General features: G+C 50.2%; 28 protein-coding genes. 13 read left to right on the top strand and 15 right to left on the bottom strand.

Translation table 11 applies throughout. The features are described 5' to 3' along the window. Window positions 1-12: 12 nt before the first annotated feature. The 3 genes from ACR6Z4_RS03470 to ACR6Z4_RS03480 form a co-directional block, all read right to left on the bottom strand. Entirely contained in the window at window positions 13-192 is a 180-nt protein-coding gene (locus tag ACR6Z4_RS03470) for a hypothetical protein (RefSeq protein WP_479715824.1), read from the bottom strand. 191 nt (window positions 193-383) lie between these two features. After that, window positions 384-2,438, bottom strand: a complete 2,055-nt coding sequence (locus tag ACR6Z4_RS03475) for a choice-of-anchor Q domain-containing protein (RefSeq protein WP_479715825.1) — start codon at window positions 2,436-2,438, stop codon at window positions 384-386. A 382-nt stretch (window positions 2,439-2,820) separates the two neighbouring features. Beyond that, window positions 2,821-3,045 carry an indolepyruvate ferredoxin oxidoreductase subunit alpha gene (locus tag ACR6Z4_RS03480; RefSeq protein ID WP_479715826.1) on the bottom strand — a complete coding sequence of 75 codons (225 nt, stop codon included), beginning with the start codon at window positions 3,043-3,045 and terminating at the stop codon, window positions 2,821-2,823. Window positions 3,046-3,593: 548 nt separating this feature from the next. On the opposite strand from ACR6Z4_RS03480, the gene ACR6Z4_RS03485 reads away from it, so the two are divergent. Further along, window positions 3,594-4,796 carry an NAD(P)/FAD-dependent oxidoreductase gene (locus ACR6Z4_RS03485; RefSeq protein WP_479715827.1) on the top strand — a complete coding sequence of 401 codons (1,203 nt, stop codon included), beginning with the start codon at window positions 3,594-3,596 and terminating at the stop codon, window positions 4,794-4,796. 35 nt (window positions 4,797-4,831) lie between these two features. Then, window positions 4,832-5,482: an HAD-IA family hydrolase gene (locus tag ACR6Z4_RS03490; RefSeq protein WP_479715828.1), complete on the top strand. Its 651-nt coding sequence runs from the start codon at window positions 4,832-4,834 to the stop codon at window positions 5,480-5,482. Window positions 5,483-5,704: 222 nt separating this feature from the next. Here the strand turns inward: ACR6Z4_RS03490 and ACR6Z4_RS03495 are convergent, their stop codons facing one another. From ACR6Z4_RS03495 to ACR6Z4_RS03515, 5 genes are all read right to left on the bottom strand, one after another. Further along, window positions 5,705-6,175, bottom strand: a complete 471-nt coding sequence (locus ACR6Z4_RS03495) for a universal stress protein (RefSeq protein ID WP_479715829.1) — start codon at window positions 6,173-6,175, stop codon at window positions 5,705-5,707. A gap of 199 nt (window positions 6,176-6,374) precedes the next feature. Continuing rightward, a complete protein-coding gene (gene cobT / locus ACR6Z4_RS03500; protein WP_479715830.1) occupies window positions 6,375-7,469 on the bottom strand; it encodes a nicotinate mononucleotide-dependent phosphoribosyltransferase CobT in 1,095 nt (364 codons plus the stop codon). Between the two features lie 5 nt (window positions 7,470-7,474). After that, window positions 7,475-8,242: a DUF2232 domain-containing protein gene (locus ACR6Z4_RS03505; protein ID WP_479715831.1), complete on the bottom strand. Its 768-nt coding sequence runs from the start codon at window positions 8,240-8,242 to the stop codon at window positions 7,475-7,477. A gap of 92 nt (window positions 8,243-8,334) precedes the next feature. Beyond that, entirely contained in the window at window positions 8,335-8,877 is a 543-nt protein-coding gene (locus ACR6Z4_RS03510) for a DUF1349 domain-containing protein (RefSeq protein ID WP_479715832.1), read from the bottom strand. Window positions 8,878-8,892: 15 nt separating this feature from the next. Continuing rightward, window positions 8,893-9,396, bottom strand: a complete 504-nt coding sequence (locus tag ACR6Z4_RS03515; protein ID WP_479715833.1) for a MarR family winged helix-turn-helix transcriptional regulator — start codon at window positions 9,394-9,396, stop codon at window positions 8,893-8,895. 104 nt (window positions 9,397-9,500) lie between these two features. Here ACR6Z4_RS03515 and ACR6Z4_RS03520 point away from each other — a divergent pair, with 104 nt between their 5' ends. The 4 genes from ACR6Z4_RS03520 (at window position 9,501) to ACR6Z4_RS03535 (ending at window position 12,005) form a co-directional block, all read left to right on the top strand. Continuing rightward, window positions 9,501-10,403: an NAD-dependent epimerase/dehydratase family protein gene (locus ACR6Z4_RS03520; RefSeq protein ID WP_479715834.1), complete on the top strand. Its 903-nt coding sequence runs from the start codon at window positions 9,501-9,503 to the stop codon at window positions 10,401-10,403. Window positions 10,404-10,444: 41 nt separating this feature from the next. After that, complete coding sequence (locus ACR6Z4_RS03525; protein ID WP_479715835.1) at window positions 10,445-10,957, top strand: DMT family transporter; 513 nt, start codon at window positions 10,445-10,447, stop codon at window positions 10,955-10,957. A gap of 171 nt (window positions 10,958-11,128) precedes the next feature. After that, entirely contained in the window at window positions 11,129-11,431 is a 303-nt protein-coding gene (locus ACR6Z4_RS03530; protein WP_479715836.1) for a hypothetical protein, read from the top strand. 103 nt (window positions 11,432-11,534) lie between these two features. Beyond that, window positions 11,535-12,005: a DMT family transporter gene (locus tag ACR6Z4_RS03535; RefSeq protein WP_479715837.1), complete on the top strand. Its 471-nt coding sequence runs from the start codon at window positions 11,535-11,537 to the stop codon at window positions 12,003-12,005. Between the two features lie 134 nt (window positions 12,006-12,139). On the opposite strand, the gene xth is transcribed toward ACR6Z4_RS03535, so the two are convergent. The 3 genes from xth to ACR6Z4_RS03550 all read right to left on the bottom strand — a co-directional run bounded on the left by xth (window position 12,140) and on the right by ACR6Z4_RS03550 (window position 13,737). Next, window positions 12,140-12,928, bottom strand: a complete 789-nt coding sequence (xth, locus tag ACR6Z4_RS03540) for an exodeoxyribonuclease III (protein WP_479715838.1) — start codon at window positions 12,926-12,928, stop codon at window positions 12,140-12,142. 126 nt (window positions 12,929-13,054) lie between these two features. Next, window positions 13,055-13,501 carry an HNH endonuclease gene (locus ACR6Z4_RS03545; protein WP_479715839.1) on the bottom strand — a complete coding sequence of 149 codons (447 nt, stop codon included), beginning with the start codon at window positions 13,499-13,501 and terminating at the stop codon, window positions 13,055-13,057. Next, window positions 13,498-13,737 carry a hypothetical protein gene (locus tag ACR6Z4_RS03550; RefSeq protein WP_479715840.1) on the bottom strand — a complete coding sequence of 80 codons (240 nt, stop codon included), beginning with the start codon at window positions 13,735-13,737 and terminating at the stop codon, window positions 13,498-13,500. Before ACR6Z4_RS03550 ends, ACR6Z4_RS03545 begins: the two co-directional genes overlap by 4 nt. Before the next feature lie 549 nt (window positions 13,738-14,286). On the opposite strand from ACR6Z4_RS03550, the gene ACR6Z4_RS03555 reads away from it, so the two are divergent. The 4 genes from ACR6Z4_RS03555 to ACR6Z4_RS03570 all read left to right on the top strand — a co-directional run bounded on the left by ACR6Z4_RS03555 (window position 14,287) and on the right by ACR6Z4_RS03570 (window position 18,226). Further along, window positions 14,287-14,469, top strand: a complete 183-nt coding sequence (locus ACR6Z4_RS03555) for a hypothetical protein (RefSeq protein WP_479715841.1) — start codon at window positions 14,287-14,289, stop codon at window positions 14,467-14,469. An 18-nt stretch (window positions 14,470-14,487) separates the two neighbouring features. Continuing rightward, on the top strand, window positions 14,488-15,591 hold the full coding sequence (locus ACR6Z4_RS03560; RefSeq protein WP_479715842.1) for an SPFH domain-containing protein: 1,104 nt from the start codon (window positions 14,488-14,490) through the stop codon (window positions 15,589-15,591). A 21-nt stretch (window positions 15,592-15,612) separates the two neighbouring features. Next, window positions 15,613-17,181, top strand: coding sequence for a bifunctional phosphoribosylaminoimidazolecarboxamide formyltransferase/IMP cyclohydrolase (purH, locus tag ACR6Z4_RS03565; protein WP_479715843.1), 1,569 nt, complete (start codon window positions 15,613-15,615; stop codon window positions 17,179-17,181). A gap of 133 nt (window positions 17,182-17,314) precedes the next feature. Beyond that, the gene (locus tag ACR6Z4_RS03570; RefSeq protein ID WP_479715844.1) at window positions 17,315-18,226 is read left to right on the top strand and encodes a 2OG-Fe(II) oxygenase; all 912 of its coding nucleotides are present in this window, start codon (window positions 17,315-17,317) and stop codon (window positions 18,224-18,226) included. Between the two features lie 54 nt (window positions 18,227-18,280). Here the strand turns inward: ACR6Z4_RS03570 and ACR6Z4_RS03575 are convergent, their stop codons facing one another. The 4 genes from ACR6Z4_RS03575 to ACR6Z4_RS03590 all read right to left on the bottom strand — a co-directional run bounded on the left by ACR6Z4_RS03575 (window position 18,281) and on the right by ACR6Z4_RS03590 (window position 21,287). Beyond that, window positions 18,281-18,979, bottom strand: coding sequence for a TVP38/TMEM64 family protein (locus ACR6Z4_RS03575; RefSeq protein ID WP_479715845.1), 699 nt, complete (start codon window positions 18,977-18,979; stop codon window positions 18,281-18,283). Window positions 18,980-18,992: 13 nt separating this feature from the next. Next, a complete protein-coding gene (locus ACR6Z4_RS03580) occupies window positions 18,993-19,628 on the bottom strand; it encodes a class I SAM-dependent methyltransferase (protein ID WP_479715846.1) in 636 nt (211 codons plus the stop codon). Between the two features lie 103 nt (window positions 19,629-19,731). Further along, on the bottom strand, window positions 19,732-20,079 hold the full coding sequence (locus ACR6Z4_RS03585) for a c-type cytochrome (RefSeq protein WP_479715847.1): 348 nt from the start codon (window positions 20,077-20,079) through the stop codon (window positions 19,732-19,734). Between the two features lie 170 nt (window positions 20,080-20,249). Then, window positions 20,250-21,287 carry a cysteine peptidase family C39 domain-containing protein gene (locus tag ACR6Z4_RS03590; RefSeq protein ID WP_479715848.1) on the bottom strand — a complete coding sequence of 346 codons (1,038 nt, stop codon included), beginning with the start codon at window positions 21,285-21,287 and terminating at the stop codon, window positions 20,250-20,252. A 439-nt stretch (window positions 21,288-21,726) separates the two neighbouring features. Between ACR6Z4_RS03590 and ACR6Z4_RS03595 the strand changes: the two genes are divergently transcribed. The 3 genes from ACR6Z4_RS03595 to psbU all read left to right on the top strand — a co-directional run bounded on the left by ACR6Z4_RS03595 (window position 21,727) and on the right by psbU (window position 24,857). Then, the gene (locus ACR6Z4_RS03595) at window positions 21,727-22,446 is read left to right on the top strand and encodes a DUF3120 domain-containing protein (protein WP_479715849.1); all 720 of its coding nucleotides are present in this window, start codon (window positions 21,727-21,729) and stop codon (window positions 22,444-22,446) included. Window positions 22,447-22,769: 323 nt separating this feature from the next. Next, window positions 22,770-23,762, top strand: coding sequence for an FHA domain-containing protein (locus ACR6Z4_RS03600; RefSeq protein ID WP_479715850.1), 993 nt, complete (start codon window positions 22,770-22,772; stop codon window positions 23,760-23,762). 660 nt (window positions 23,763-24,422) lie between these two features. Then, window positions 24,423-24,857 (top strand): photosystem II complex extrinsic protein PsbU, encoded by a 435-nt coding sequence (gene psbU, locus ACR6Z4_RS03605; RefSeq protein WP_479715851.1) that lies wholly within the window; start codon window positions 24,423-24,425, stop codon window positions 24,855-24,857. Window positions 24,858-25,010 lie beyond the last annotated feature (153 nt).

The following is a 25,010-nucleotide window of genomic DNA, read 5'->3' on the forward strand; positions in this document are numbered from 1 at the left end:
GAATTTCAACGTTTATCGCCGCTCTATCAAGCTATTCCAGGGCATGGATACGTTTAAATTGGAAGCAAAATCATAATCATTAGTTCCCAACCGTAATGAATACAGCAGTCCTAAATGAGCTGTCAGATAAGCGGCTTGTGGGAGGCGCACCCCGACGGGGTGCGCCTCCCACAAGCCATTTGGGCTTGCCATAGCAATTCTCAAGTGTGTGACGTTCAAGTTGTTGTGTGAGAGCCGCGCGGAGCGCGGCTCTCACACAACAACCGCAGTCTATCTGGGCGCGAAGCGCTATCTATAGCCTCAAGCAATCCAGTTAAAACAGGGGATGGATTGAGACGCGACGCGTTTCAATCCATCCCCTGTCGGGTTCTAAGTGCGTCGTGCTATAGCGAGAAGTTTTTGGCGCTGAGACTGGTTGCCGTTACCCCTTCTAGCGTGGCTAACAGTTTCCACTGATCTGTGCGATCGCCGCCGACATCAAAACTAACTATAGTTTTCGTGCCACTCTGCTGAAGTTGCACATAGGTTGTAAATGGTGTCGCACTGCGAAAATTAGATCCTGTGGTTAGAGCGCTGAGATCGATGACATCACGACTGGGATCCATATCCTTGAGGGTATCGCCAAAGTCTTGGGTGCTTTCGTACAGGATGCGATCGCGACCGTTGCCACAGAGCAGCGTGTCCTTGCCAAACCCACCCGTCAGCACATCATTGCCATTTCCGCCCAGCAATCGGTCATTGCCGCTACCACCCAGCAATTCATCTGCCCCATCACCACCATTCAACACATCATTGGCGGCAAACCCCAACACCTCGTCATGACCGCCATTGCCACTCAAGGAATCTTGTCCCGAACTACCGCTGAGGAGTTCATCCTGGCTACTGCCAACCAAAACAAACTTTCCCGACAAAAATTCATAGGCTCCGATATCTGGAGTCCCTGGGCGACGCGTGCCCCGCTCATCCTTGGTGGGCGCACCTGCTGCGATCGCTGCATTAATGGCAGGGCTACCCGACAACAGAGCATGGGTGAGAACGCCGCCACCATTGTCTTTTAGCGCTCCCAACTGGGGATCGATGAGTTGAATGCTGCTCGTGGCATTGTAATCATTCCAGTTAGTCGTCTGTTTAGGCGGCCACTGAATATTGCCACCCAAATCGGTCAATTCGCGATTCGTGTGTTGCTCAATGCCCCAATCATTCGTGCCGTTGTCGGCAGTATTTTGATAAAAAATGGTGTTTTTGACGGTGACGTTAGAGCTATCCGCCGACACACCCCCGCCAACCCATCCGGCATGGTTATAAGCAATGGTGGAATTGACGATGGTCGTCGGTCCATAAAGCGTCATGCCACCCCCGACCCGGTTGTAGTCGGTTCCCAAGGTTTGATTGCCAGAAAACGTGCTGTTGGTAATGGTCGTGGGAGCATCCATCATCCACAACCCGCCGCCTTGATTGTTGGCGGTGTTATTGGCAAAGGTTGTAGCCGCAATGGTTAAGCCTTGATTTAAGCCATTACTCAGCACCACCAGTGCGCCACCGTTGCCATCGTTCCCTTGAGGCAGGTTGAACACGCGATTGTTTTGGAACAGGCTGGATTCGATCGCAACCCGATCCTGGGTTCCGGTATAGAGGTAAGCTGCGCCGCCTTCGCCCCGTCCCCGGTTGCCAATAAAACGGCTATTGCGAATCTGAATACTGCCAGAGGCTTCGCCGCTGGCACTGGCGCGATCGGTATAAATTGCACCACCATAGCCCCGCAGGGTTGGATTGGCTTGTCCGGCATCGTAGGTTGCTGCCAGGGTGCTGTTTTTGACAAAGCGCGACTGTTCGATGGTGAGTTTGCCATTGAGGCTATTGATCGCACCGCCATTGATCCCTTTATTGCCAATAAACTCACTCTTGCGAATCGTGCAATTGCCGGGTCCCCAAAATGCGATCGCCCCTGCCCCCCGTTCATCGTTACCGGCGATCGCCTGATTGCCCGTAAATTGGCTATCCGTTACTGTAAGGGTTCCTTCAAAGGCACTGAAGATGGCACCGCCCCCCAGATCTGCCACATTGTTTTTAAACGTCACTCCATTCACCGTCAGTATCCCTTGATGGGTCGTACTGATTGCCCCACCGCGATCGCTGGTATAGCCATCGACCAGAATCAAATGCTTGACCGTTAAGCGGGTTGGTGTTGCCGACGTAGAGTTGAGCCAAAAGATACGAGAGGCGTTGTTGCCACTAATGGTTAAATTGTCAGCATCAGCACCGTCAATCGTGAGATTTTTGCCGACACTGATTTCAATCTGTCCTTTGGTCAGGGTAATGGTCTGATTGGCTAAGGTGCTGGAAAAACGAACCGTGTCTCCAGACTGAGCAGAGGCGATCGCCGCCCGCAACGAACCCTTACCGCTGTCTGCGGTACTTGTAACGGTAATAATAGCCATGCGTAATGTCTCTTAGGGGTTGAGTAGTGATAAGCAACAGCGCAGGATTAACTGTTCAGGCAGCTTCCATCCTTCTTTCCTGGCTGACTCGACCCTATCTGGAAATCCCTCAACTTTGAGCCGGAATCCACTGAACTTCATCCGGCACTCTCCCAACTTGCCCTGATTTCTCCGTGATTCCTCCAATTACACCTGCCAGCCTCTGATGGCGTCCCCAAGACCTCCGAGGTTTTGGAAACCTCGGAGGTCTAGTATCTTGCGTAAGGTTGGGGGCGATCGCAAAAACGGGAGGCTACCCGTCCTGATGTGTTCAGGCTTGGCAACCTCCCGTATTCGTCGCTTGCATCAAAGAGCGTGAACGCCACTCTCTCACAGCAATGCGTTAAGGTGTGTTTTGCAGTTCGGGTCTTTCTTCAGGCACGATCGCCCCTTCTACAGGACAAACCTGAAGACAGATGCCGCAATCGATGCAGGTGGCAAAGTCAATCCAATACCAGTCTGTTCCTTTGGAATTTTTACCTGGACCATCATGGATACAGGCAACAGGACAGGCATCGACGCAATCTGCAACGCCTTCGCAGACGTTCGTCACGATCGTATGGGGCACAGTGTTCTCTCTCTCAACGATAGGCAGGTTTAGAGCCTGAGCTACGCAAACCCAGGTCTGGTGGTTAGCCTTGCTTGGAGATATTTTGACATGGGAAAGCGACACTTTCACCGCCAAAATCATCTTTCGATTAAGAATCTATCCGAAGCATGATGAGACAGGTGATTCCACACCCGTTAAGGACACGAACCATCAACTTTCTGGATAGATGCTCAGCAATGCTCTTTTTAGCCTATCAGCTGACTGAAGTTTCGACTACGAAAACAACAGCGCTTCGTGTTGTGAATTTGATCTGACTGACTGACTGACAAATCTTTGTAAGGGCAGGTTTAGCAAATTCCTGATCGGTTTACAGTCAGCTTTTCGGCAAAACCTGCCCTTACGGTGGAATACGCCTTCTGGCACTTTTGTCAGTCAATCAGGAATTTGATTCAACCCCCGTTGTTTGACAGAGCGACGGCTCGGTAAATGCGATCGCTTTATCTAGCATTTGCATAGGATTGCTATCCTGAAAGGAAGTTGCCTAATCGATCGCCTTTTTTCCTCCTATGACTCAACCATCTAATCGCATCTGTATTCTCGGTGGAGGCTTTGGTGGTCTCTACACAGCATTGCGTCTGAGCGAATTGCCCTGGGAAGCATCGGAAAAACCGGAGATTGTGTTGGTTGACCAGCACGATCGCTTTTTGTTTGCCCCACTGTTGTATGAATTGCTGACGGGCGAACTTCAGACCTGGGAAATTGCCCCGCCCTATGTGGAATTGCTGGCGAATACAGGCATTCACTTTCAGCAAGCGATAGTGGATGGCATTGATGTCGAGGCACGGCAGGTGCGATTACAGACAGGTGACTCTATCCCCTACGATCGCCTGGTGTTAGCTCTGGGAGGTGATACGCCGATGGATCGGGTGCCGGGAGTGGCAGACCATGCGCTGGCATTTCGTACCGTCTCTGATGCCTACCGTCTGGAGGAAAAACTACGCACGTTAGAAACATCGGACGCTGAGAAAATTCGGATTGCGATCGTAGGTGGTGGCTATAGTGGCGTGGAACTGGCATGTAAGCTGGCAGAACGATTGGGCGATCGCGGTCGGCTGCGGTTGATCGAGGTTCAAAACCAGATCTTACAGACTTCGCCAGATTTCAATCGCGAAACGGCAAACCGCGTCTTGCACGACAAAGGAGTTTGGCTTGACCTGGAAACCAAAGTAACGGCGATCGACGCCCAGCAGATGACCCTGGAGTATCAGGGGCAATCTGACACCATCCCAGTTGATATTGTGTTGTGGACGGTGGGCACCCAGGTAGCAGACGTGGTCAAAGATTTGCCCCTGAAACACAACGATCGCCAACAACTAGTGATTTTACCTACGCTTGAGGTAGTCGATCATCCAGAAATCTTTGCTTTAGGAGATCTGGCAGAATGCTATGATGCCGAAGGACAGAAGGTTCCAGCAACAGCCCAGGTCGCTTTTCAACAAGCTGATTACGCAGGCTGGAATATTTGGGCATCGTTGACGGGTCGCCCGCTCCTCCCCTTCCGCTATCAAGCCCTTGGTGAAATGATGACCTTAGGCAGCGACAACGCGACCCTTGCCGGGTTGGGGATTCAGCTAGACGGGCCGTTGGCACATGTCGCTCGTCGTCTTGCCTACCTCTACCGGATGCCGACCCTCGACCACCAAATTAAAGTGGGTTTAAATTGGATGGCGCAACCGCTACGCCAATTTCTCTCGATGGGTGGACAATGATAGCAAACTTGTGATTCCCCAACGTTTAGAGTTGCATGAACCCTCCCAAAGTAATCTTTCTCGATGCAGTTGGTACTCTTTTTGGTGTGCAAGGCAGTGTGGGACAGGTCTATCGAGAGATCGCCCAAAAATTTGAAGTGGATGCCGATGCCGACGCCTTAGAACAAGCGTTTTTTCAAAGCTTTCGCGCCGCACCACCGATGGCATTTCCGGGTGAAGATGTAACTAATATTCCAGGGCGAGAATATGCCTGGTGGAAGGCGATCGCCATTCAAACGTTTAAAAAAGTTAGTGCCTTTCAACACTTTTCGGACTTCGAAGATTTTTTTGATGCCCTGTATGTTCACTTTGCCACTGCTAACCCGTGGTTTGTCTACCGCGATATCCCCACGGCATTAGAACATTGGCGAAAAGAAGGCATTGAACTGGGGGTAGTGTCAAACTTCGACTCTCGCATCTACTTTGTTTTGCAGGCGTTGGGGTTATCGGACTTTTTTTCTTCGGTCACTATTTCTACCGAAGTCGGAGCCGCCAAGCCCAATCCTAAAATTTTTTTGGCAGCGTTAGCAAAGCACAACTGCTCGCCAGAAGACGCATGGCATGTGGGAGATAGCTTTACAGAAGATTATGAAGGGTCTAAAGCCGTTGGCATGAGAGGAATTTGGCTCAAACGCAGAGATGGCTAGCACATCAGGGATCTGCGGTTGAATTAACTCTAGTGATTTGTCCGCATTAAAGTTTAGGGTTGCCGATCTGATCGCCCTCAGACCTCCGAGATTTTCAGAAACCTCGGAGGTCTAATGTCTCCCCATCACCCCATCTCTGCGTATTGACAACGCATCCGGCTCTTGGCTCCGGGGTATTCGGTTGAAGGGCGGCTTCGCCACGCTCCAACCTTAGGCTTTTGGCTATTGAGTATTTTGCACAATCAGCACCGAACAGGATGCATGGTGCAAGACGTAATTACTGACGCTACCCAACACGATCTCGGCTAAGCCCCGGTGTCCCCGGCGACCCATGACGATTAGATCTGCCTCCCAACTGGAAGCCACTTTGCAGATCCAACTCCCTGCGCTGCCCAATTTCCAGTCCCATTCTGCGGCAACACCCGCGGCGATCGCCTGTTTGCAAAGCCCTTCTAACCATTGACGATTACTTTCTGTCTCGCGGTCGATCTGGTCTTGAATCAGGCGCGAAAACTGATCAATATTGCCTCCATAAATATCGCCGTAGTCGTATAGGGATGGTGATTCGATCGGCATACAGTGAAAGATCATCAGTGTTGCGGCATCGTTTTTTGCTAGTTCTAGAGCTTTCTCGAAAATACCGGAAACCTCGTTATGCCGATCGAGTGCAACAAAAATCTTTTGATATCCCATAGAGCCACTCTATTCAGGAGACGGTGATAGTCCTACCCTATCTTGCGATCGCCATCGTCCTTTTACTCTGAACACGATTCTTAATTGCCGATTCTGCCTGGATCGCGCTACGCATCTGGAACCCGGAGGGGGATGGTGTGAAATGCGGCACGCCGCATTTCACACCATCCCCCTACCGCAACCGTAAACGTGGCAACGTTCAGATCGGAAGAATCGCTTCGATCGCTTTGAGCAGATCCGCTTGGTGCCAGTTTTGGTAAAGAGACGCAGCGATCGCACAGGCCCCAGCACCCACCCCTTCTTTGACATAGCCTTGTTCGTAAGCTCGTAACGCCGGATATCGCGAGTCAGCAAAGCTCAACTGGGTAGCAATCAGAGGCGCTTGAATCAACTCAGCTAACCCTATAGTGTCTCCGGTCGGATCGTCTGCCACCCAGCGGGTGGTACCGACAACGACCTGTTGCGGCTGCCAATCCAGATCATAGGCAGTCGTCAGGGTTTGGATTAACGCATATACCGCTAACATCTGCGTGCCCCCTGCCAACAACACCCCCGCATGACGACTGGCGGCGATCGCCATCCCTGCCACCACAATTTGCATCGGATCACCCAGGGCAGCAACTACCTTGAGGGGATCGGCAGCCGTACCTGCAACCAATCCAGCTTTCTCTAAGCCAGCCTGAACGAGTGCCCACTTTTGCTGATGATTGCACGTGGGATGGCTGCTATTGACTTTTCCGGTGGCATCCCATCCCAATCCGCTCAGCACGGCTAACGCTGTCGTCGTCCCACCCACCACACATTCCGCCAAAATGACGTAGCGGTTAGGCACCCAGCCAGCCAGCTTTTCCCCCCAGACCAATCCCTGGTTGAGCAAATGATAGACCAACGCTAACTCCATGGCGCGCCCCTGACTCAAACAATGGGCAGGCTTACCGCCCAGATCGATCACCGGCAGGGGCGGTGGCACGGGCAATCCCGCATTAAACAGGTGAACTGGAATCTGGAGTGCCTCAACAATCGCACGGGTAATCAACACGGGTGAGGCTCCAGCTGCCAACGGCGGCAGGGGATAGGTGGGATGCGGTTGGGCACCGTAATACAAAAATTCGGCATCCGCGATCGCCGTATAGCGACGCGATTCAGGAGTAGCTCCGGCAGCAGAGATGCCGGGAATCAACCCCGTTTCGGTAAATCCTAAAACACAGGCAAATAACGGCGATCGCCCGCGAAATTGGTCAAGCCAGGGTTGAGCGATCGCAGAGTTGGTATAGATGCGGAGGGCGTCTGACATAGGGCTTAATCTTCATCCATTAACACTTGCACCCAATGGGGTGGCTCTGGAATGGGATTGCCCAACCGTTCTAACAACAACCACGACGCCAGATGCACGGTGAAGAGATAAATTAAATCGCTCAATAAAATCGTTGCGATCGTCACCAGTTGCACCACCGTGATATCAACCGGCCCCAACACGCCGATGCCCAATATGCCAAAATCAACGAACTTACTTAACCCCCACTGGACAAAATCAGCAATTCGCCCGGTGAGATAAACCCACAGATCTTCGTCCAGGAAAATGGAGAGTAACCAGATGCGAAAGAAAAAGCCAAACGTCGAAATGAGCATTCCTGTCGGAATCGAAAACGACCAGGGCGCACCCCTGCGCCACATTGCCCCCAACTGCACCCCCAACAATCCATAAGGCACGATAAACAGCAAACTGAGATAGGGCCCCATCAGCACCGACAGCAACAGCCCAGTGACCACCGTGCCAATCCAGGCAGCTCGACTGCCCCACCGTAGATAGATCAGGGCGATCGGTGCCGGAAAAAAGATGCGCATCCAGGGCACCAGGCTGAGGTAATAGCTAGCCAGCCACAACAAGCTAGCAGTGCTCGCCAAAAACGCCGTTTCGACCAGCGAAATCGGCGGCGTTGTGGTTTTGATCTGGGGCACAACCAGGTCAGGCTGATGGGGCTCTGGGGCGATCGCCTCAGCATTCATCTCATTGTTTGCATCAGGCTGAATCGGGTCAGTCAATGGGTCGTCCGGGGAACCGCTCATGAAAAATCCGTAAAAGTCGCAGATCCACTCTATCGCTATCTCAAGCAACTGGATTTGGCGACGTGGAGTTTTTCCGCCGGAAACCCTCCAGATCATCCATCCGCCACCGTAACGCAGTAATCGGCAAACGTCACCTCAAACCCATTGCCCTGTGGCGAAGCACACATCACCCCCACATGCAGGGGTGCCGGACTGGGCAAATAGGTCATTCTCAGGGGAATCGAGTCAGAGGCAGCATTCAGGTAGGCAATATGGATGGCATCCTGACGACGCTCGACGCGCAGATGCAAAACCTCCGGTGGAGACGCTAACGGAATCACCGACCAATCGGAATAATCGTGCGTGACAACGGCACTCAGGTGTTGAACGCCATCCACATATTCAATCCCGGTTTTAATCCAGTGCGTTTCATCCGCCCGCAGCATAATGCCTGCCTGGTCGTAGAGATCACGGTACTGACCTCCGATCTTGACCTCAACGGTGAAGTCTGTGGCGATCGCCTGCCAATAAAAATGCCCCGTATCTCGAATAAATCCGTAATGGGTTTTGCGCCAGAAATCGGTTTTGGGCGCAGTTTTGACCACTAATTGATTGCCCAATTCAGACCACTGGGCAGGTGGATTGAGCCATTGCATCCCTTGCTCCTTGTGCTATTTCACGCTTGTTTCTAGAGAAAGTAAAAATTGCCGCAACAGCACCGTCAGGGCATCTGCCTCCTGCGGTGTGGCAAATTCTGCCAGCAGCCTTTTTTCACTCGCCAATAAAACCGGCAGAACGGTATCCACCAGTTGAATACCCTTGGGCGTCAGTTGCACGATCACCCCCCGGCGATCGTCTGGATCGCGCAAGCGCGTCACAATGCCATCCTGTTCTAAGCGATCAATCCGGTTGGTCATGGCTCCAGAGGACAGCATCAGCACGCCATATAAATCCGTGGGTTTGAGTTGATAGGGCGCACCCTGACGCCGCAAGGTTGCCAGCACATCAAACGACCACACATTCAGCCCATAGTCTGCCAACACCGTTTCTCGATGCTTTTCCAGCAATCGGGCGATGCGTAGCACCCGCCCCACTACTGCCAGCGCAGAAGCATCCAACGACGGCGACTCCTGTCGCCACTGTTCCAAAATTTTGTCGATTCGATCCGTTTCCATAGCGCCATTATATCTTGATGTCGAGATTCTTGACATTTACCTTTATGTTTACTATCTTGATATCAAGATAAATCTTGACGACTCTTCACCTGGAGGCAGACACCATGAACGTTTTACTTACGAGCGCAACGGGTTACATTGGCAGTGCGATCGCCACGGCATTACAAACGGCGGGGCACAAAGTCGTGGGGCTGGCTCGATCGGAAGCAGCTGTCCAACGGTTGCACGCGGCTGGGCTGGAGTCCTATCGGGGTGATTTAGCCGATGCAGCACGTCTGCGTCAGGCAGCCCTGCACGTTGATGCGGTGATTCATACTGCTGCTACGAATGATGCGCAGATGGCAGCGGTCGATCGCTCGGCAGTAGAGACATTGCTATCGGCATTGGACGGAACCCAAAAACCATTCATTTACACCAGTGGCATTTGGGTCATGGGCAACACGGGCGACACCGTAGCCGATGAAACGATGCCCTTGCATCCGACCCCGATGGTGGCATGGCGACCAGCGATCGAAGATTTGGTGTTAGCCGCAGCCCAACGTCAGGTGAGGGCGATCGTGATCCGTCCGGCATTGGTTTACGGACAGGGGGGTGGCTTACTGGCAATGCTGATTCAGGCAGGACAGACGCAAGGAGCCATCCCTGTAGTTGGCGATGGACAGAATGACTGGTCGTTTGTGCATTTGCACGATCTGGCAAGTCTCTATGTGAAAGCGATGGAACATGCGCCTGCGGCAACGGTGTTGATTGGAACAAATGGGGAGCCGCTGTCTCAGCGAACAGTCGCATTGGCAATGGCAGAAGTGGCAGGGGTAAGGGGTGAGCTGCAATTTTTAGCCCTTGAAGATGCCCGCCAAACCTGGGGCAATCTAGCCGATGCCCTGGCATTACATCAACAGGTATCGAGCGATCGCGCTCAGACGTTACTGAATTGGATCCCCTCTGCTCCGTCCGTATTGGCAGACCTGACCCACGGGTCTTATCGGTCACTGCCGATCGCTGCCTGACCCATGCGACCCGATTGCCCCAACTCACTCTCTAACTCGTTATGATCTCACTTCGGTTTAGTCGCTTACGGGCGATCGCACTTCGCTTCTATCAGGCGATCGCCTCTCATTGCCACATCTGCTTATTTTTACTGCTGGCATTATTGAGCGGGGCAGTCTTACCCATTCAAGCCAGCTTCAACGCCCAACTGGCGCGTTCATTAGCATCTGTTCCCTTAGCTGCCGCTCTTTCTTATCTGGTCGGGGCACTGGCACTGATTGCGGTACTGGTAGCTGGGCACGGACGACAGACCGATTGGTCTGTTTTGCTCAAAGCCCCCCGCTGGAGCTTAATCGGGGGCATCCTGGGAGCCTGGTACATTGCCTCCAGTGCCTATTTCACGTCTATCTTGGGAACCACACTGACCCTGGGATTTGTCGTCTGTGGTCAGGCGATCGCTGGCATCATCACCGATCATTTCGGTTGGTTAGGAGTCCCACAACGTCGTCTCACGCCCCATCGGCAAGTAGCTGTAGGATTATTGGCGATCGCGCTCTTCTTTCTGGCACAGTAAATCACCCGTCTTTTCACCCTGAGAATCGTGGATTAAATAAAACCGAAGCTTTATTTTTGGAAACGCGGCGGAGCCGCGTTTCCAAAAATAAACGTCCGGGTCTTATTTAATTTGTGATCCTAAGCATCGTGGTTCCCAAGAAATGACAGGATTGGCATCAAGGTAAATGGTATGAATGACCTTTTCCCCCCAGTTTGGCAATGGTTACCTCCCGCGCAATTGCAGGGCGATCGCAAAATTTTGGCGACTCTTCTGGTTCAACTGGAGGCAGTCGAAGAACAGCTTGAGGGCTTGCAACAATCCCGGTTAGAACTGCTAGAACAAATTTTGACTTTGCAACCGCACAGCTTATCTGATCCCTCAGCATTGCTTAATAGTGAGATGAATTTGAACATAAACCCCAAGGGTTCACGTTTAAATTCATCTCCCAAATCAGTGACGCCTATCCCCTATAGCCATCGAGGGGTTGAGTAAGACCAAGATTATGTGAGAACCCGCGCTCTGCGCGGGTTCTCACACAGCCTCCTGATTTAACCGTCTCGACGGTTGCGATACATCTAAACATTACGGTCAATCTATGGACATCTTCGTTGCCTTCATTGGCGTTGGCTCAGCCGGAAGTTTTCTAGCAGTCGGGGCGGCAGCTAATGCCCGTCTCAAACAAGTGCTCCGATCTGCGATCGCGGCGGCGGCGATTAATTTCACGGTGGGTTTCAGTACTCTTGCCCTATTAATTGCCCTCGGCGTCTTCACTGCTCCTGATATCACCAAACTGGCAGATGTCCCTCTATGGGCATTTTTAGGGGGCTTTTTGGGGGCGCTGTTTGTCAGTCTCAGCACCTTGACTATCCCTAAATTGGGCTTAACCACCTCTACGCTGGCAGTCGTGTGTAGCCAAATGAGCATGTCACTGGTGATCGACCAACTCGGCTGGTTTGGCATCACCCCCCATAGCATCAATCCTTCTAGAATTATTGCCATTAGTTTGTTGCTAGTGGCGATCGCCCTGACGCAACTAGATAAACCAATGCCTCAACCCAAACCCTGAATGCCATCCTTGTGACATTCAATTGCTATAGCAATTCTCATGAGTGTGAAGTACTCGGTATTGAGTGAGAGCCGCGCGGAGCGCGGCTCTCACTCAATACCAGAATCTATCCATGCGCGAAGCGCCATAGTCGTTTACCCAGGCAACTCAACCACGACTGGCGTATGGTCGCTGGGTTGTTCTAGCTTGCGGGGAGCCACATCAATCGTACAGGCGATCGCCTTTTGATACAGTGAGGGCGATAGATAATGGTGATCGATCCGCCAGCCCAAATTACGCCGAAATGCTGCTGCCCGATAATCCCACCAGCTAAACTGCCCACCATCTTGATTAAACTTACGAAACCCATCTGAGAAGCCCAATTCCAGCACCCGTTTGAGCGCTTCTCGTTCGGCATCTGTTGCCATCACCTGCGTCTCCCGTCCAGCAGGATTATGGATATCTCGATCTTCCAGAGCAATGTTAAAATCTCCGCATACCAATACGTCTTCATGTTGACTGAGTAACGTTTTTAAATACTCATACAAAACGGTTAACCATTGGAGTTTATAAAGGTATTTTTCACTACCGATAGACGATCCATTCGGTACGTATAAGTTCACTAAGCGAACGCCATTGAATACGCCTGTGATCACGCGCTTTTGTTCATCAAAGGCAATGACGGATTCTCCCAAAATGCCGCTGAACCCCATGCTGACATCTTCTAGAGGCGATCGACTGATTAGCGCTACCCCGTTATATGACTTTTGCCCAGAGATATAGGTTTGATAGCCCAATTCTATAAATGGCGATCGCGGAAACATCTCATCCATGACTTTGGTTTCTTGCACACACAACACATCCACTGGATTGTCTGTTAACCAGTTGACGGTATGATTCAGGCGAGTCCGAATGGAATTGACATTCCAGGTAGCAATTTTCATGGAGCAAAATAAGAAAGAACGAGGAGTGCAACACTTAATTTTGCCCTATCAGGGGACGGCTCATTCCTCAGAAATTTGATATCAACACACGGTAAGGCGATCGCACATTGATCCCATCGCCGTGAATCACTGTCTTGGGTCATCGACCGGCGGATGCCATCCTCCTTTAAGCCATAAACGTCGAGCGACAACGATCGCGCCGTTGTTGTGACGATCATCATTTAAATCTAGACGATTGCACGTTGCCCGTCCGATTGGCGTGGTTCCTATAATTTTTAAGCCGTCACTTGTCCAAATAAAGTGATCTGCCCAACCCTGCTCACGCGGGTTAAATAAAGGGGTCATTGCTTGAGTTTCAGGATCAATGCCATCTGTAAAGTTGTAGCGATAACCATTGCAACGTTGACACGCTAAAGCAAGATTATTGATGGTATTTGAACCCCCTAAAGAACGAGGAATCAGATGATCGATGGCAAACAATGCAGCACTAGCTTCTTCAGAAGAGTGACAGTATTCACAGCGATACTGGGCTCGTTCTCGAACGAATTTTCGTACTGCTTCACTCAATGTCATGATTCAGAAATAATCCTGGCATTCAGCAGTGTAAAAATTCTATCGAGCTCTAAAATTCCGGTTAATTCTGCTTCGTCTTGTGCCGTCAGACTATTCGCTTTCTGATGCTCTAAAAGCATCTCCAAACGGGCTTGCAATTCATCTGTAAATTTGAATAGATATAAGTCTCTAACTTTACTAATTCTAATTCCAGACTCTACCCAAGACGAGGGTTGAACCATGAGCTGAGTAATCATTTTAACTATCACCCAAACGAGTAGAACACGAACATAGTTTGTGTAATCAACTATTAAAAGTAAATCGGTTTATCATGATTTATCTTGAAGTATTTTTTGGGCATTTTATTACTAACATTGTTATCTTTTGACTAACCTGAACTAATTATAACAATCCTATAGCGATCCTATTTGATTTGTGAATCTGATCAGTTATGAAAGCGCCCGCCCTTCGGGCGGGCGCTTTCATAACTGATTTAGGATTGCTATATATAGCGATCCTATTTGATCCGTGAAAATGATCGGTTGTGAGAGGCTCACCCCGACGGGGTGAGCCTCTCACAATCCATTCGAGATTGCTATATTTTTTGATGACTTCTATCGTGTTTGTGTTGAATGCTTTCCCGATTCCACACCGAGTTTAAATCCGGAGATGCTTCAACAGAGCTTGGGAGCGCAAATCAATTAAAACCCGAAGCTTTATTTTTGGAAGCGCGGCGGAGCCGCGCTTCCAAAAATAAAGCTTCGGGTTTATGAAATCCACGATCCTTATGCAACGTTTCCCATAGTTTGGAGAAGATTTTTGAGATCGACCGTTTATTTGAGAGAAGATCTGGTTTAGCCCATCTGGCGATTGATGGCATCACCCTTCTTGAGACGGTAGCAGAGAGCGATCGCCCCAGTTCTGAAAACCCCAGTTCTGAAAAATGGTCTGGTAAGTTTGAAGTAAAAGCAAATAGGATGATGAGATAGGCATCTTAAACCAGTTGCATGTCTAATAGCGATTCTCCTCTAATTCAAACGCTGACTCCAGAACGCTGGGCGGGATGGAGCATGGATTTTATTGGGGCAGGCTACATGGGTCTGCTGATTAAAAATGGACAATTGGTTCGTAAGCTAGAACCGGGACGCCATTTCAGTTTTGCCATTCCCTGGATTGAGCAATGTCAGTTAGTGCTGGTCGATACCAAGATCCGCAATCTAGATGTGGTCTCGCGGGGTGATTTTCTCTCAAGGGATCAATATTTGGTTAACGTGTCGCTCAACGTCATGTATCAGGTGATTGACCCCAAACGAATTGCCATCGAGCTGTCTGATCCAATCGGGGCGCTTACCAGTGCGGTTAAAGACAATTTGGGCGTGGTGATCAATCAACTACAGTTAGATGAGTTGACCCAGGAAGGCAGAATCAGAATTCGCGACTATCTCCTCAGTCATCTCGATAGCTTTTACTTATTGGGATTCAACCTCGAAGATGTGCGGGTCAGCGACATCAGTTTTCCTCAGAGTCGTGGGGTAGTGCGTCAGGTCGAGGGCATGAGCGCTCGCCAGGAAGCAGAGCATGAAGCCAGCCTGAAAGTCCAGATTGCCAATGCCGAACAACGCAATCTCCCCTTCCAGCAAATTCATATTAGTTCTAACGCACCTGCCCCAAACACCCCGTCGCTACCCCAAACTCCTGTTCAACCCACGTTTGTGCTGCCGGGAGATGCAACCCCGGTAAAATTGCCAACGGCATCCACACCTTCTGCCTTGCCGCCGACCACGCTGGTTTCACCCGCAGATAACCGGGCAACTGCTCACCTGGTGCATCGGACGACAGGCGCGATCGCCCCTCTATCAGCCAATCCCTTTACCATTGGTCGCGAACCTGGTCATCACTTTGTATCGGAAAGCGCCCTCTGCTCCCGCAACCATGCCCGCATCGAGATGACCCAAGACGAACAGGGCAACATTCGTTATCAACTGGTCGATCTGGGCAGTTCAAATGGTACCTTTCTCAACAATCAGCGTCTCATCCCCAATTATCCCTACCTGCTCAAGACGGGCTGTATTATCAAGATTGGCTCAGATGAATGGGTCTTTGAAGCATAATCAAGAGGAAAATTGGCATTTATGGCACGTCTGGCACTGCTGAGTACATCGGATAAAACGGGACTGGTAGAGTTTGCCCGTCGCCTGGTCGAAGAGTTTGAGTTTGAAATTATCAGCAGTGGGGGAACCGCCAAAACCCTGGCAGCCGCAGGCATCCCGGTAATGAAAGTCTCGGATTACACGGGATCACCAGAAATTTTAGGGGGACGGGTCAAGACCCTGCATCCTAAGATTCATGGAGGCATTTTGGCGCGGCAAGATTTAGCCGCCGATTTAGCCGATCTCGAAGCCAACGGCATTCGCCCGATCGCTTTAGTTGTGGTCAATCTTTATCCATTTGAACAAACGATCGCCAACGCCAACGTCACCTTGCCAGAAGCCGTCGAACAAATCGATATCGGCGGGCCAGCGATGTTGCGAGCATCGGCAAAAAACTTTGCCCACCTGACCGTACTCTGCAATCCCAATCAATACGATCGCTACCTACAGGAATTGCGCGATAACTATGGCGATCCATCTCTGGCATTCCGTCAGAGCTGCGCCCAAGAGGCTTTCTGGCACACAGCCAACTATGATCTGGCGATCGCCACCTATCTCAGTCAGCAGCCATCTTCTTTCCAGGGGTCAGGGACAGACGCAAACACCTTGCCCCAAAACGTTGTCTTGAGTGGGACGCAGTTGCAAACCCTGCGCTATGGCGAAAATCCACATCAGGCAGCAGGCTGGTATCAGACGGGAACCGTGGCAACGGGCTGGGCAGCTGCCGAAAAGCTCCAGGGAAAAGAACTGAGCTACAACAACCTGGTGGATCTGGAAGCCGCTCGCCGGATTATTGCTGAGTTTGCCGAGGCAGAACCGACTGCGGTGATCATCAAACACACCAATCCCTGCGGTGTCGCCCTGGGAGATAGCATTTCAACCGCCTATAACAAAGCGTTTGCAGCCGACTCAGTGTCTGCCTTTGGAGGCATTGTGGCACTCAACCGGGCAATTGATGGGGCAACGGCAACGGCACTGACCAAAACCTTTTTAGAATGTGTGGTTGCGCCAGCGTGCGATGCAGATGCTCGGGAAATTTTGGCTGCCAAAGCAAACGTGCGGGTGCTGGTGTTGCCCGATTTAGTCAGCGGTCCCAAACAACTCGTCAAAGCGATCGCCGGTGGTTTCCTGATTCAAGATGCCGATGATCCCCTGATCGATCCAACCCAATGGAAAGTGGTCACCGAAAAAAATCCCACCACCGATGATATCGAAGAATTGGTCTTTGCCTGGAGAGTGTGTAAACACGTCAAATCCAATGCCATTGTTGTAACAGGCGATCGCACGACGTTGGGGGTCGGAGCCGGACAGATGAATCGCGTTGGATCCGTCAAAATTGCTCTGGAGCAAGCAGGCGAAAAAGCCAACGGGGCTGTGCTTGCCAGCGATGGCTTCTTCCCCTTCGACGACTCCGTCCGGACAGCGGCGGCGGCTGGCATCCGTGCCATTATTCAACCGGGCGGCAGTATGCGCGATCAAGACTCGATCAAGGCTGCCAATGAACTGGGCATCGTCATGATGCTCACAGGTGTGAGACATTTCTCTCATTAAATCTCGATGAGTTTGTCCGGGGACAAAGCCCCCGGACAGGGGTTCCACCCCTGTACCCCGTCCTAATTAACTATTTAATTGCTAGATCTCCTGTCCTACCGTTTTCCCTTCATCCTTTCCCCGTTCCTCTCTCATGACCCAAACTTCCCAAACTCCCCAAACTCCCCAGGTAGTCGATGTCACCGTATTGCTCACGGGTGGGCATCAGTTTACGGTACCAATGCCACCGGATGCACCACTGCTGCATAAATTATTTCAAGTCGTGTTAGACCCCAGTGGCGATCGCCAGCGAGAAGCATTCCAACTACCCATTCACAAAGGTCATGCGGCGCTGTGTTTCCGGGGCGATCAGTTAGTGGGATTGGTCACCGATCCACCGATTGTGATTCAATCCCCTACCGAACCAGAGACGCCCTCAGCAACGGTAGTGAGACAAACCCCTGCACCCAGCAGCAAACCGCTGGTGACATCAGACTATGTTCAGCTGGAAACCTTCCTGACACCGGCAGAGCATAACGCTTTAGTTAGCTATGCCCTCAAACGAGAATCAGACTTTGTCTCGACCACCACATCTACAGGTGCCGCCGACTATCGCAAATCCGTTGTCTTACACTTTTTCCCAGAATTTTCTGAACTGCTTCTAAAGCGCATTCAATCTGTATTGCCCGATGTCTTAAATAAATTTGGCATTCCAGTGTTTACGGCTTCTCAAATTGAGTCGCAATTAACGGCGCACAATGACGGCAACTATTACAAAGTTCATAATGACAATGGCAGTCCTGAAACGGCTACCCGCACTCTAACGTACGTTTATTACTTTTATAAAGAACCCAAAGCCTTTTCGGGCGGCGAATTATTGTTATACGACAGCACGATTGAAAATAACTTCTACGTCAAAGCAGATTCCTTTCAAACGGTTGAACCCCGCAATAACAGCATCGTCTTTTTCCCCAGCCACTACATGCATGAAGTGCTGCCGGTCTCCTGTCCCAGCCGAGCCTTTGCCGATAGTCGATTTACGATTAATGGCTGGGTTCGTCGCTAAACCAGCTCAATTAAAATCATTCAGGGTTGGTGAGCTATGCTCACCAACCCTGAATCACTCTATCCGGACGACATCTTTTAACCCCAGCCAGTTATAGCGCTTCACTCCCCAGGGCACCACAATCAACACAATCAGAAATAGGGAGATGAACAAGACGGCGGTTGGTAAGCCCAATTTAAAAGATGCCCCCAGATAGGTGAGGAAGAAGGTGCAGGGAATGATCCCCAACAACGTCGTCGTGGCATAAATCGGCAACGATAACCCCGAAATACCTGCGCCATAACTCATCAAGTCAAAGGGTAAAACGGGCAGTAAGTGCGTGATAAACATCAACCAGCCCAGATACATTTCACCCCGGTTTTTAGAGAAATAGATAACTTTGCCGGTTAAGACCTGAACTGCCGATCGCCCCAAGGTTCTACCGATAAAGTAGGCGATCATACAGCCCAGAAAAATGCCAATGATGCCATAGATCCCCGCTTGCATCGGTCCCCAAACCGCACCACCCGCGATCGTCAACGGGGTGCCAGGAATCGGACTGATCACAATTGCCAGCACCTGGAGACTGATAAACAAAACGATCCCCAACATACCCAGATGGTTTAACGAAACAATCAACGTACTGGGTGTCGATAGATTGAGATGAAAATAGCTCATCATCCACCAACCGGCGAACCCACACGCCATTAAGCACAGGAAAGCGATCGCATTTTGCAGACGAAACAACGTTCGCAGTCTTTTCAGCCGACTCATAAAGAATGTCATCCTAAATCAGCCTGGTTTGACTAAAAACAGTCAACAAAACGGGTCCCAGCAGGTAATGATGCCCCAAACAGTCTAGCCCCACCTGTTCTCCCAGGGTTTCCCGTGCCGCAGGGCTATAAAACTTGACCCCACCGGGTGAAATAGGCATCGTACGAACCAACGTCTGACGTTTAGCTGTCAGATCGGCTAAATAAAACCGTCCGTTGGTTCGCAACACCCGACTCACTTCTGCAAAAACAGCTTCAGGATTGGGGTAATGCAAAAAGCTAATGGTATTAAAAACCGCATCAAATTGACCATCTGCAAACGGTAGGTGTTCGGCACTGCCTTGCAGATAGATCAACCGGGGACGATGGCGATTTTGTTGGCGGGCTTGACGCACCATTTCGGCAGAAAAATCTAACCCCGTTCCCCAAACGTTTGGGAATGTTGCTACCAGCCGATTGAGCAAACGCCCCGTGCCACAGCCTAAATCTAAAACGTTGACATCCTCGTTGACATCATCTGCCGGTAACTCGACGTAATCCAGCAATCGCTGATGAATTGATTGGTAGATCACCGACGGAAATAGCCAGTCATAACTGGGTGCCCAGCGATCAAATAAGCGTTGTTTTTGAGAAAGGGGTGCGGACGGCATGAATGGATCGTGTCCTGATATTGCAAACCTCATTGCCAATTGTGAGTAGTGGTATTCATGTCATGATTTTTTGTGGCGCGGGCGACGCCCGCGCCACAAAAAATCATGACTTTTTTAGGACTACCCAATTTTGTTCTGCTCGTTCTAAGACATAAGCTGCAACCTGCTGAATTTCTCCAGGCGTCAGCCGATCGCGATAGGCAGACATATTATTTTTACCCTGGGTGACCAACTCAGCGATCGCCTCTAGAGACGCCACACCATTTTTCTCCAGTGCTTTCTGCTTCAGGGTTTTCCCACGCCGCACAATATTGCCGCCGTTGAGATGACATCCTGCACAGTGTAGCTCAAAAATCTCAGCCCCATGAGGCACCTCTGCGGCGATCGCCACAGGCACAAATCCCAAAGTAAGTCCTATGAGAATTAAGCCAGTCAGAAAAAATTTGACCATGATTGTTTATCACGCTTGGGAGTAACAGGGGCAGCATTTAGAGAAGGAGGCAGTACTTTACCTTTTGGCTCTAAGGATCGTGGATTTAATAAAACCCAATTCTTTTTGAGAGAGCGACGGCTCCGCCGTCGCTCTCTCAAAAAGAATTACAGGTTATTTCATTTGCGATCCTAAACACCCTTCCTCAATGTAGGCACACTTTGTAAAAACGGACCTGTTAACAACAGTACCGTCTCCGCATCTAATTCGCCTGTCGCCTGCACACCCATGGCATTCTGAAACCGTTGGACAGCACTACTGAAGTCGTCAGAAGCACGCACATAACCCAATTTTTGCAGATAGTCACTCGCCTGGGTAGGGGTCAGCAAACGGTCTGTAGGTCGAAAGATGGGAACGTATTGTCGTCGCCAGATACGGTCAAATTGCGATCGCCGTACATAATAAATCCGCCCAAATGCCGGATCGGCGATCGCTGCCATGTCCTTATCGATGCCAATCAATGCCACCGCATGGGCTTGTTTGCCATTCTCGCCAAATAGCCAGGTTGCCAGCACCCCCGGTCGGTTGATCTGCTGCATTTGCTCCCAACTGGGCGATAGTTCCATTCCATCCATGCCTAGTGACCGGGCTGCCACAATCAATTGCGGCATCGAAGTCCCCAACCGACTTGTACCTGCCAAGCGCGCCACCCCAGACTCTGTTGCATCCAACCCCCACCGCCGCAAAACTGTTGCCAGGGCAGAAGGCGCACAGCTGCTGGAGGAGGTCTGCTGAAAAATACCATTGGGCTTCAAATTATCGTGTAGAGAAGCATAAATGGGCTGCAAAAAATATCCCTCAGCCGCATTAAATCCGGCTAACCCCAACCCACCAATCAACACCACCGCCAACACTTGCAACCGAGCGGTTCGCCAACTGACGACCAACATGACCCCACAGATACCCAATAACGTGACGCGCAAAATTAGCCAGGTGACCTGCATTCCATACACTCGCCACTCCAACGGCAAGCTTTGCAGTTGGGGTAAATAGAGGGCTACCAAAATCAACCCCAAATAGAGGAGCAAAAAAGCCAACGACGTTGAGTTTTTCCCCTGAAATAAATCGTTGGCAGTTGCCCCTTTACGCACTAACACCCGCCCAAATCGAATGCCCCACCAAAAAGCTAAGGCACCTAGCAGTACCGTTGCAGCAACGCCCAGTGTCATAACACGTCTTAACTCCGCCTTTAGCAATCCATCTCAGCGTTATAGCGCTTCGCGCTCAGCTAGAACCCAATTACGGTTTGAACGCCATGCAGAGCATGGCGTTCAGGGATAGAACCTCTGCGTAGGGGCAGTACCCCCACCCCCCATATTGCAAAATTTAGTCGTTGCAACACTGGTGATGCCCATTTAATTAGCGATCGCACCGGATACCGTAGGGGCGCATCGCGATGCGCCCTTACAGAAGATTGATGTACCGTGCAGTCTGTTTAAATCGACATGAGATATCGACGTGATTTAGGTCTTAAACCGCCGCAGACCTCTGTCTTTAGATACAGCAAAGCAGAAATTTCACAAGCTAAAATCTTCCGGAAGATGCCCCCCAGGGGGATATGGCTATGATAGTATGTTAAAAATCTTGAACTAAATTATTAGAAATCCTTTGTCTTCCTACACGCCTGTCTCAAACACAGTTTATCCAATTCAACTAGAGCCTGTTGGTGTTGATCCCGCTTTAGTAAGACAAAGTCGTCAGAATTGGCTCATTTTCGCAGGGGCAGCTTTCCTGGTATCGGTGCCTGTCTTCGTCCAAGCTCCCCTGGTTAGGGCACTTCCCTGGCTAAGTCTGATGCTGACGCTAGCCTGGTTTGGTCTTAGCTTAAAATTGCGATCGCACTACAAAACGCGGATTTGGGGCGATCTACTGATTGGGTTTAGCTGGACCTGGCTAGCAGGGTCGATCTATTGGGGCTGGTTGCGTTGGGAGCCCATGTTGCATCTCCCGATCGAAGCGATCGGCTTACCCTTTGCTCTCATCTGTCTGTTTTCAGGACGATGCAGCATTGGCAGCTTTTTCTATCTGGGTTCTCTGGTCGGCACAGCCCTTACCGATTTCTATTTCTATTTAGTCGATTTAATTCCGTTTTGGCGTCAGCTGATGGTGACCGATGTTGAATCAGCACAGCCAATTTTTGCAGATGCCCTGAGACACATGCACACGAACTGGGGTGTTTTTTGCGCTATCAATATAGTAGGGATTCTGCTGATTTTAGGTAGTGTGCCTTTACAGTCAAAGCAGTTATACTGGTGGGCATTTGGGGGCGCTGTTTTGAGTACCATCTTAGTCGATGGTTTATTTTGGTTAGCCGCCAGCCTCGCCTGATAGAGGATATGATAAAGCGGAATGTTCAATGTTGATTCGGTTCGGTTGATTCCTCTATCTACTCTCAATGAGTAAATCGAAATCTTTGAGATTTTGTTGAGAAAATTGGCGGATATCCATTCACTAAGCCTGTTTTCAGTAAGTGTTTAGTGAAGAGTACCGACAAACCGTCTCAAGAGGCTTAAACTAGCAATAGACCCGTTGAGGAATCCATCCTAAGCCCAGTCGATGGAAATTTTAGGATGATTGATTCTTAAATAGGTCTCACAGCTAGGATGCGACAGGATGCATCGTAGGGAAACGTTAGCGGTTGTTTCTAAATAGTGGTGACTGCACAACCTGTTCCCCATTTGATACTTCGGACTGAGTCAGGTAATCGTTATCTCTCTCTCACCAGTAGCAATTGCTGGACGGTGGGCAGAGGAGAAGATAACAATTTTGTGCTCCCTGACCGCTGGATTTCACGTAACCATGCGATGTTACAGCGCATGGAAACTGGGGAGTTTTATCTAATTGATCTGGGTAGCCGTAACGGTTCGTTTGTCAATGGGCGACGAGTCAGTGTTCCTGTGACGCTGCACAATGGCGATCGCCTTACATTTGGACAAACCGAACTAGAGTTTTATTGCCCACCGCCTGAGCACATGACCGACCCTTCGGTCGGTATCGATTCCCAAGAGTTTACTGCTACTGCGACCCTGCATGTCCGTCGTCTGATCTCGGTATTGGTCGTCGATATTCGGGATTTCACGGTGATGACTCGCCAACTGGATGAAAAAATTCTTTCAGAGGCGATCGGCACCTGGTTCCGTCATGCTGGGGATATTATTCGAGAATATGGTAGCTGGGTCGATAAATATATCGGCGATGCCATCATGGCAGTCTGGATTCATGGCGCACAAGGCGTCAGCCATGAAGAAATGGTTCGGATTGCTATGGCGTTAAGTGCGCTCCATAAAATGACCAGTCAATTGCACGAGCAGTATCCATTGCCGTTCCCATTACGGGTGGGAGCAGGGCTGAATACGGGCTATGCCATGGTCGGCAATACAGGAACGGGCGATCGCCCCGACTATACCGCGCTCGGAGACACCGTTAATGCAGCGTTCCGGCTAGAGTCTTCTACCAAGCAAATTGGCATGGATGTAGCATTTGGGGAAACGACCTATCGTTATCTGACCTCTTCGGGGCTCAGCGCCAAATTGTTCAAACAATACACCGTCAGTTTGAAAGGGTACGATACCCCGACTGTTACCTATGCCGGGTCATTTGCAGACTTAGACGCATTTCTAAGTCTGAGCAGCAAAGGCGTCTAATAAACCCTATCGATAAATGCTAAAGAGCGCTTGAGGGTTGCCCCAGCTGGGGCAACCCTCAAGCGCTCTTGCGTTGAAATAGTTCATTAAGTACAGAAGCAGTGTTGTGGGGCGCGGAGCGCCCCACAACACCGTACTGATACCAATTTAAACAAACCTTTGGGCACATCGAAGTTCTGTATGGGCTTGGCACTGCCAAGCCCGCACAGATATCTGCCGTGCTCCTAATTCAAATGGGGATGAATCAACCCGCACAGCACTTCCTCAAAGTTGCAGCTTCATATTTGATGGGCATGGTTCTACGCAATCCAGTTAGGACGTTAGGGGGGTGGGGGCTGTGCCCCCAGACAGGCGTAGAACCCCTGCACCCCGTCTTTATTAACCATGCAATTGCTATAGCGATCCTAAATCAGTTGTGAAAGCGCCCGCCCGAAGGGCGGGCGCTTTCACAACTAATTATTTTCACGAATCAAATAGGATTGCTATATAGGTTCAGTTATTCGGTGATCCCAAGCACTTTGGCAAGATGAACCGATGCATCTGAGTAAGTCCTGAGCAATAAGCTCAAAACTCTACCCCCAAAGTGGTAGTCTCTTATTTAAGAGGCTGTGTATATATTTTTGATGACTTTAAATAATTAGATTGGGAGGAATCTAACCGATGAAACGACTGGTTAGCGCGCTGATGGTTTTGATGTTGCTGGTGGGTTGCCTGGGTCTATTTGGGCTACCCCAAAAAGCACTAGCAGCTAGCCTGGGTGGTGTGCGTGTAAATGCGCTGCCTACTGTTCTGGCAGAAATGGAATACCGGAATACGGTCGATGATAAGTTATCAACCGAGTTTGGAGAGAAAATTGATCTCAACAACACGAATATCCGTGCCTTTCTACGCTATCCAGGTATGTACCCCAAGCTTGCAGGCATGATCGTGAAAAATGCTCCTTTTGAAAAAGTCGATGATATTTTCGATATGCCCGGTTTGACGGAGCGTCAGAAGGATATTTTGAAAGATAATTTGGGCAACTTTACTGTCAGTTCGCCTGAAGATGCTCTGGTTGAAGGGGGCGATCGCTTTAACAACGGCATTTACCGTTAGTCAAAAGCAGATCAGATATTCATTAGAAACGCTTTCAAAAATCTCTGATTTCTCCAATCGAGTTTCATGGATCAGCCGTTTATTTCTATGAATTTTTCTGATAGAAATTAGCGTTTAGCGAATGCCATGCAACCTAAACCAAATTTATTTTTG

The organism is Calyptranema fuscum S582 (assembly GCF_055793305.1).

Bases quoted from the DNA above. Each gene is read 5' to 3' on its own strand.
- ACR6Z4_RS03545 (WP_479715839.1), bottom strand. From the start codon at position 13,501: ATGACATTGAGTGAAGCAGTACGAAAATTCGTTCGAGAACGAGCCCAG.
- ACR6Z4_RS03560 (WP_479715842.1), top strand. From the start codon at position 14,488: ATGTCTAATAGCGATTCTCCTCTAATTCAAACGCTGACTCCAGAACGC.
- ACR6Z4_RS03495 (WP_479715829.1), bottom strand. From the start codon at position 6,175: ATGGGATATCAAAAGATTTTTGTTGCACTCGATCGGCATAACGAGGTT.
- cobT (WP_479715830.1), bottom strand. From the start codon at position 7,469: ATGTCAGACGCCCTCCGCATCTATACCAACTCTGCGATCGCTCAACCC.
- ACR6Z4_RS03505 (WP_479715831.1), bottom strand. From the start codon at position 8,242: ATGAGCGGTTCCCCGGACGACCCATTGACTGACCCGATTCAGCCTGAT.
- purH (WP_479715843.1), top strand. From the start codon at position 15,613: ATGGCACGTCTGGCACTGCTGAGTACATCGGATAAAACGGGACTGGTA.
- ACR6Z4_RS03515 (WP_479715833.1), bottom strand. From the start codon at position 9,396: ATGGAAACGGATCGAATCGACAAAATTTTGGAACAGTGGCGACAGGAG.
- ACR6Z4_RS03510 (WP_479715832.1), bottom strand. From the start codon at position 8,877: ATGCAATGGCTCAATCCACCTGCCCAGTGGTCTGAATTGGGCAATCAA.
- ACR6Z4_RS03520 (WP_479715834.1), top strand. From the start codon at position 9,501: ATGAACGTTTTACTTACGAGCGCAACGGGTTACATTGGCAGTGCGATC.
- ACR6Z4_RS03575 (WP_479715845.1), bottom strand. From the start codon at position 18,979: ATGAGTCGGCTGAAAAGACTGCGAACGTTGTTTCGTCTGCAAAATGCG.
- ACR6Z4_RS03535 (WP_479715837.1), top strand. From the start codon at position 11,535: ATGGACATCTTCGTTGCCTTCATTGGCGTTGGCTCAGCCGGAAGTTTT.
- ACR6Z4_RS03485 (WP_479715827.1), top strand. From the start codon at position 3,594: ATGACTCAACCATCTAATCGCATCTGTATTCTCGGTGGAGGCTTTGGT.
- ACR6Z4_RS03525 (WP_479715835.1), top strand. From the start codon at position 10,445: ATGATCTCACTTCGGTTTAGTCGCTTACGGGCGATCGCACTTCGCTTC.
- psbU (WP_479715851.1), top strand. From the start codon at position 24,423: ATGAAACGACTGGTTAGCGCGCTGATGGTTTTGATGTTGCTGGTGGGT.
- ACR6Z4_RS03490 (WP_479715828.1), top strand. From the start codon at position 4,832: ATGAACCCTCCCAAAGTAATCTTTCTCGATGCAGTTGGTACTCTTTTT.
- ACR6Z4_RS03570 (WP_479715844.1), top strand. From the start codon at position 17,315: ATGACCCAAACTTCCCAAACTCCCCAAACTCCCCAGGTAGTCGATGTC.
- ACR6Z4_RS03590 (WP_479715848.1), bottom strand. From the start codon at position 21,287: ATGACACTGGGCGTTGCTGCAACGGTACTGCTAGGTGCCTTAGCTTTT.
- ACR6Z4_RS03530 (WP_479715836.1), top strand. From the start codon at position 11,129: ATGAATGACCTTTTCCCCCCAGTTTGGCAATGGTTACCTCCCGCGCAA.
- ACR6Z4_RS03550 (WP_479715840.1), bottom strand. From the start codon at position 13,737: ATGATTACTCAGCTCATGGTTCAACCCTCGTCTTGGGTAGAGTCTGGA.
- ACR6Z4_RS03470 (WP_479715824.1), bottom strand. From the start codon at position 192: ATGGCAAGCCCAAATGGCTTGTGGGAGGCGCACCCCGTCGGGGTGCGC.
- ACR6Z4_RS03475 (WP_479715825.1), bottom strand. From the start codon at position 2,438: ATGGCTATTATTACCGTTACAAGTACCGCAGACAGCGGTAAGGGTTCG.
- ACR6Z4_RS03580 (WP_479715846.1), bottom strand. From the start codon at position 19,628: ATGCCGTCCGCACCCCTTTCTCAAAAACAACGCTTATTTGATCGCTGG.
- ACR6Z4_RS03585 (WP_479715847.1), bottom strand. From the start codon at position 20,079: ATGGTCAAATTTTTTCTGACTGGCTTAATTCTCATAGGACTTACTTTG.
- xth (WP_479715838.1), bottom strand. From the start codon at position 12,928: ATGAAAATTGCTACCTGGAATGTCAATTCCATTCGGACTCGCCTGAAT.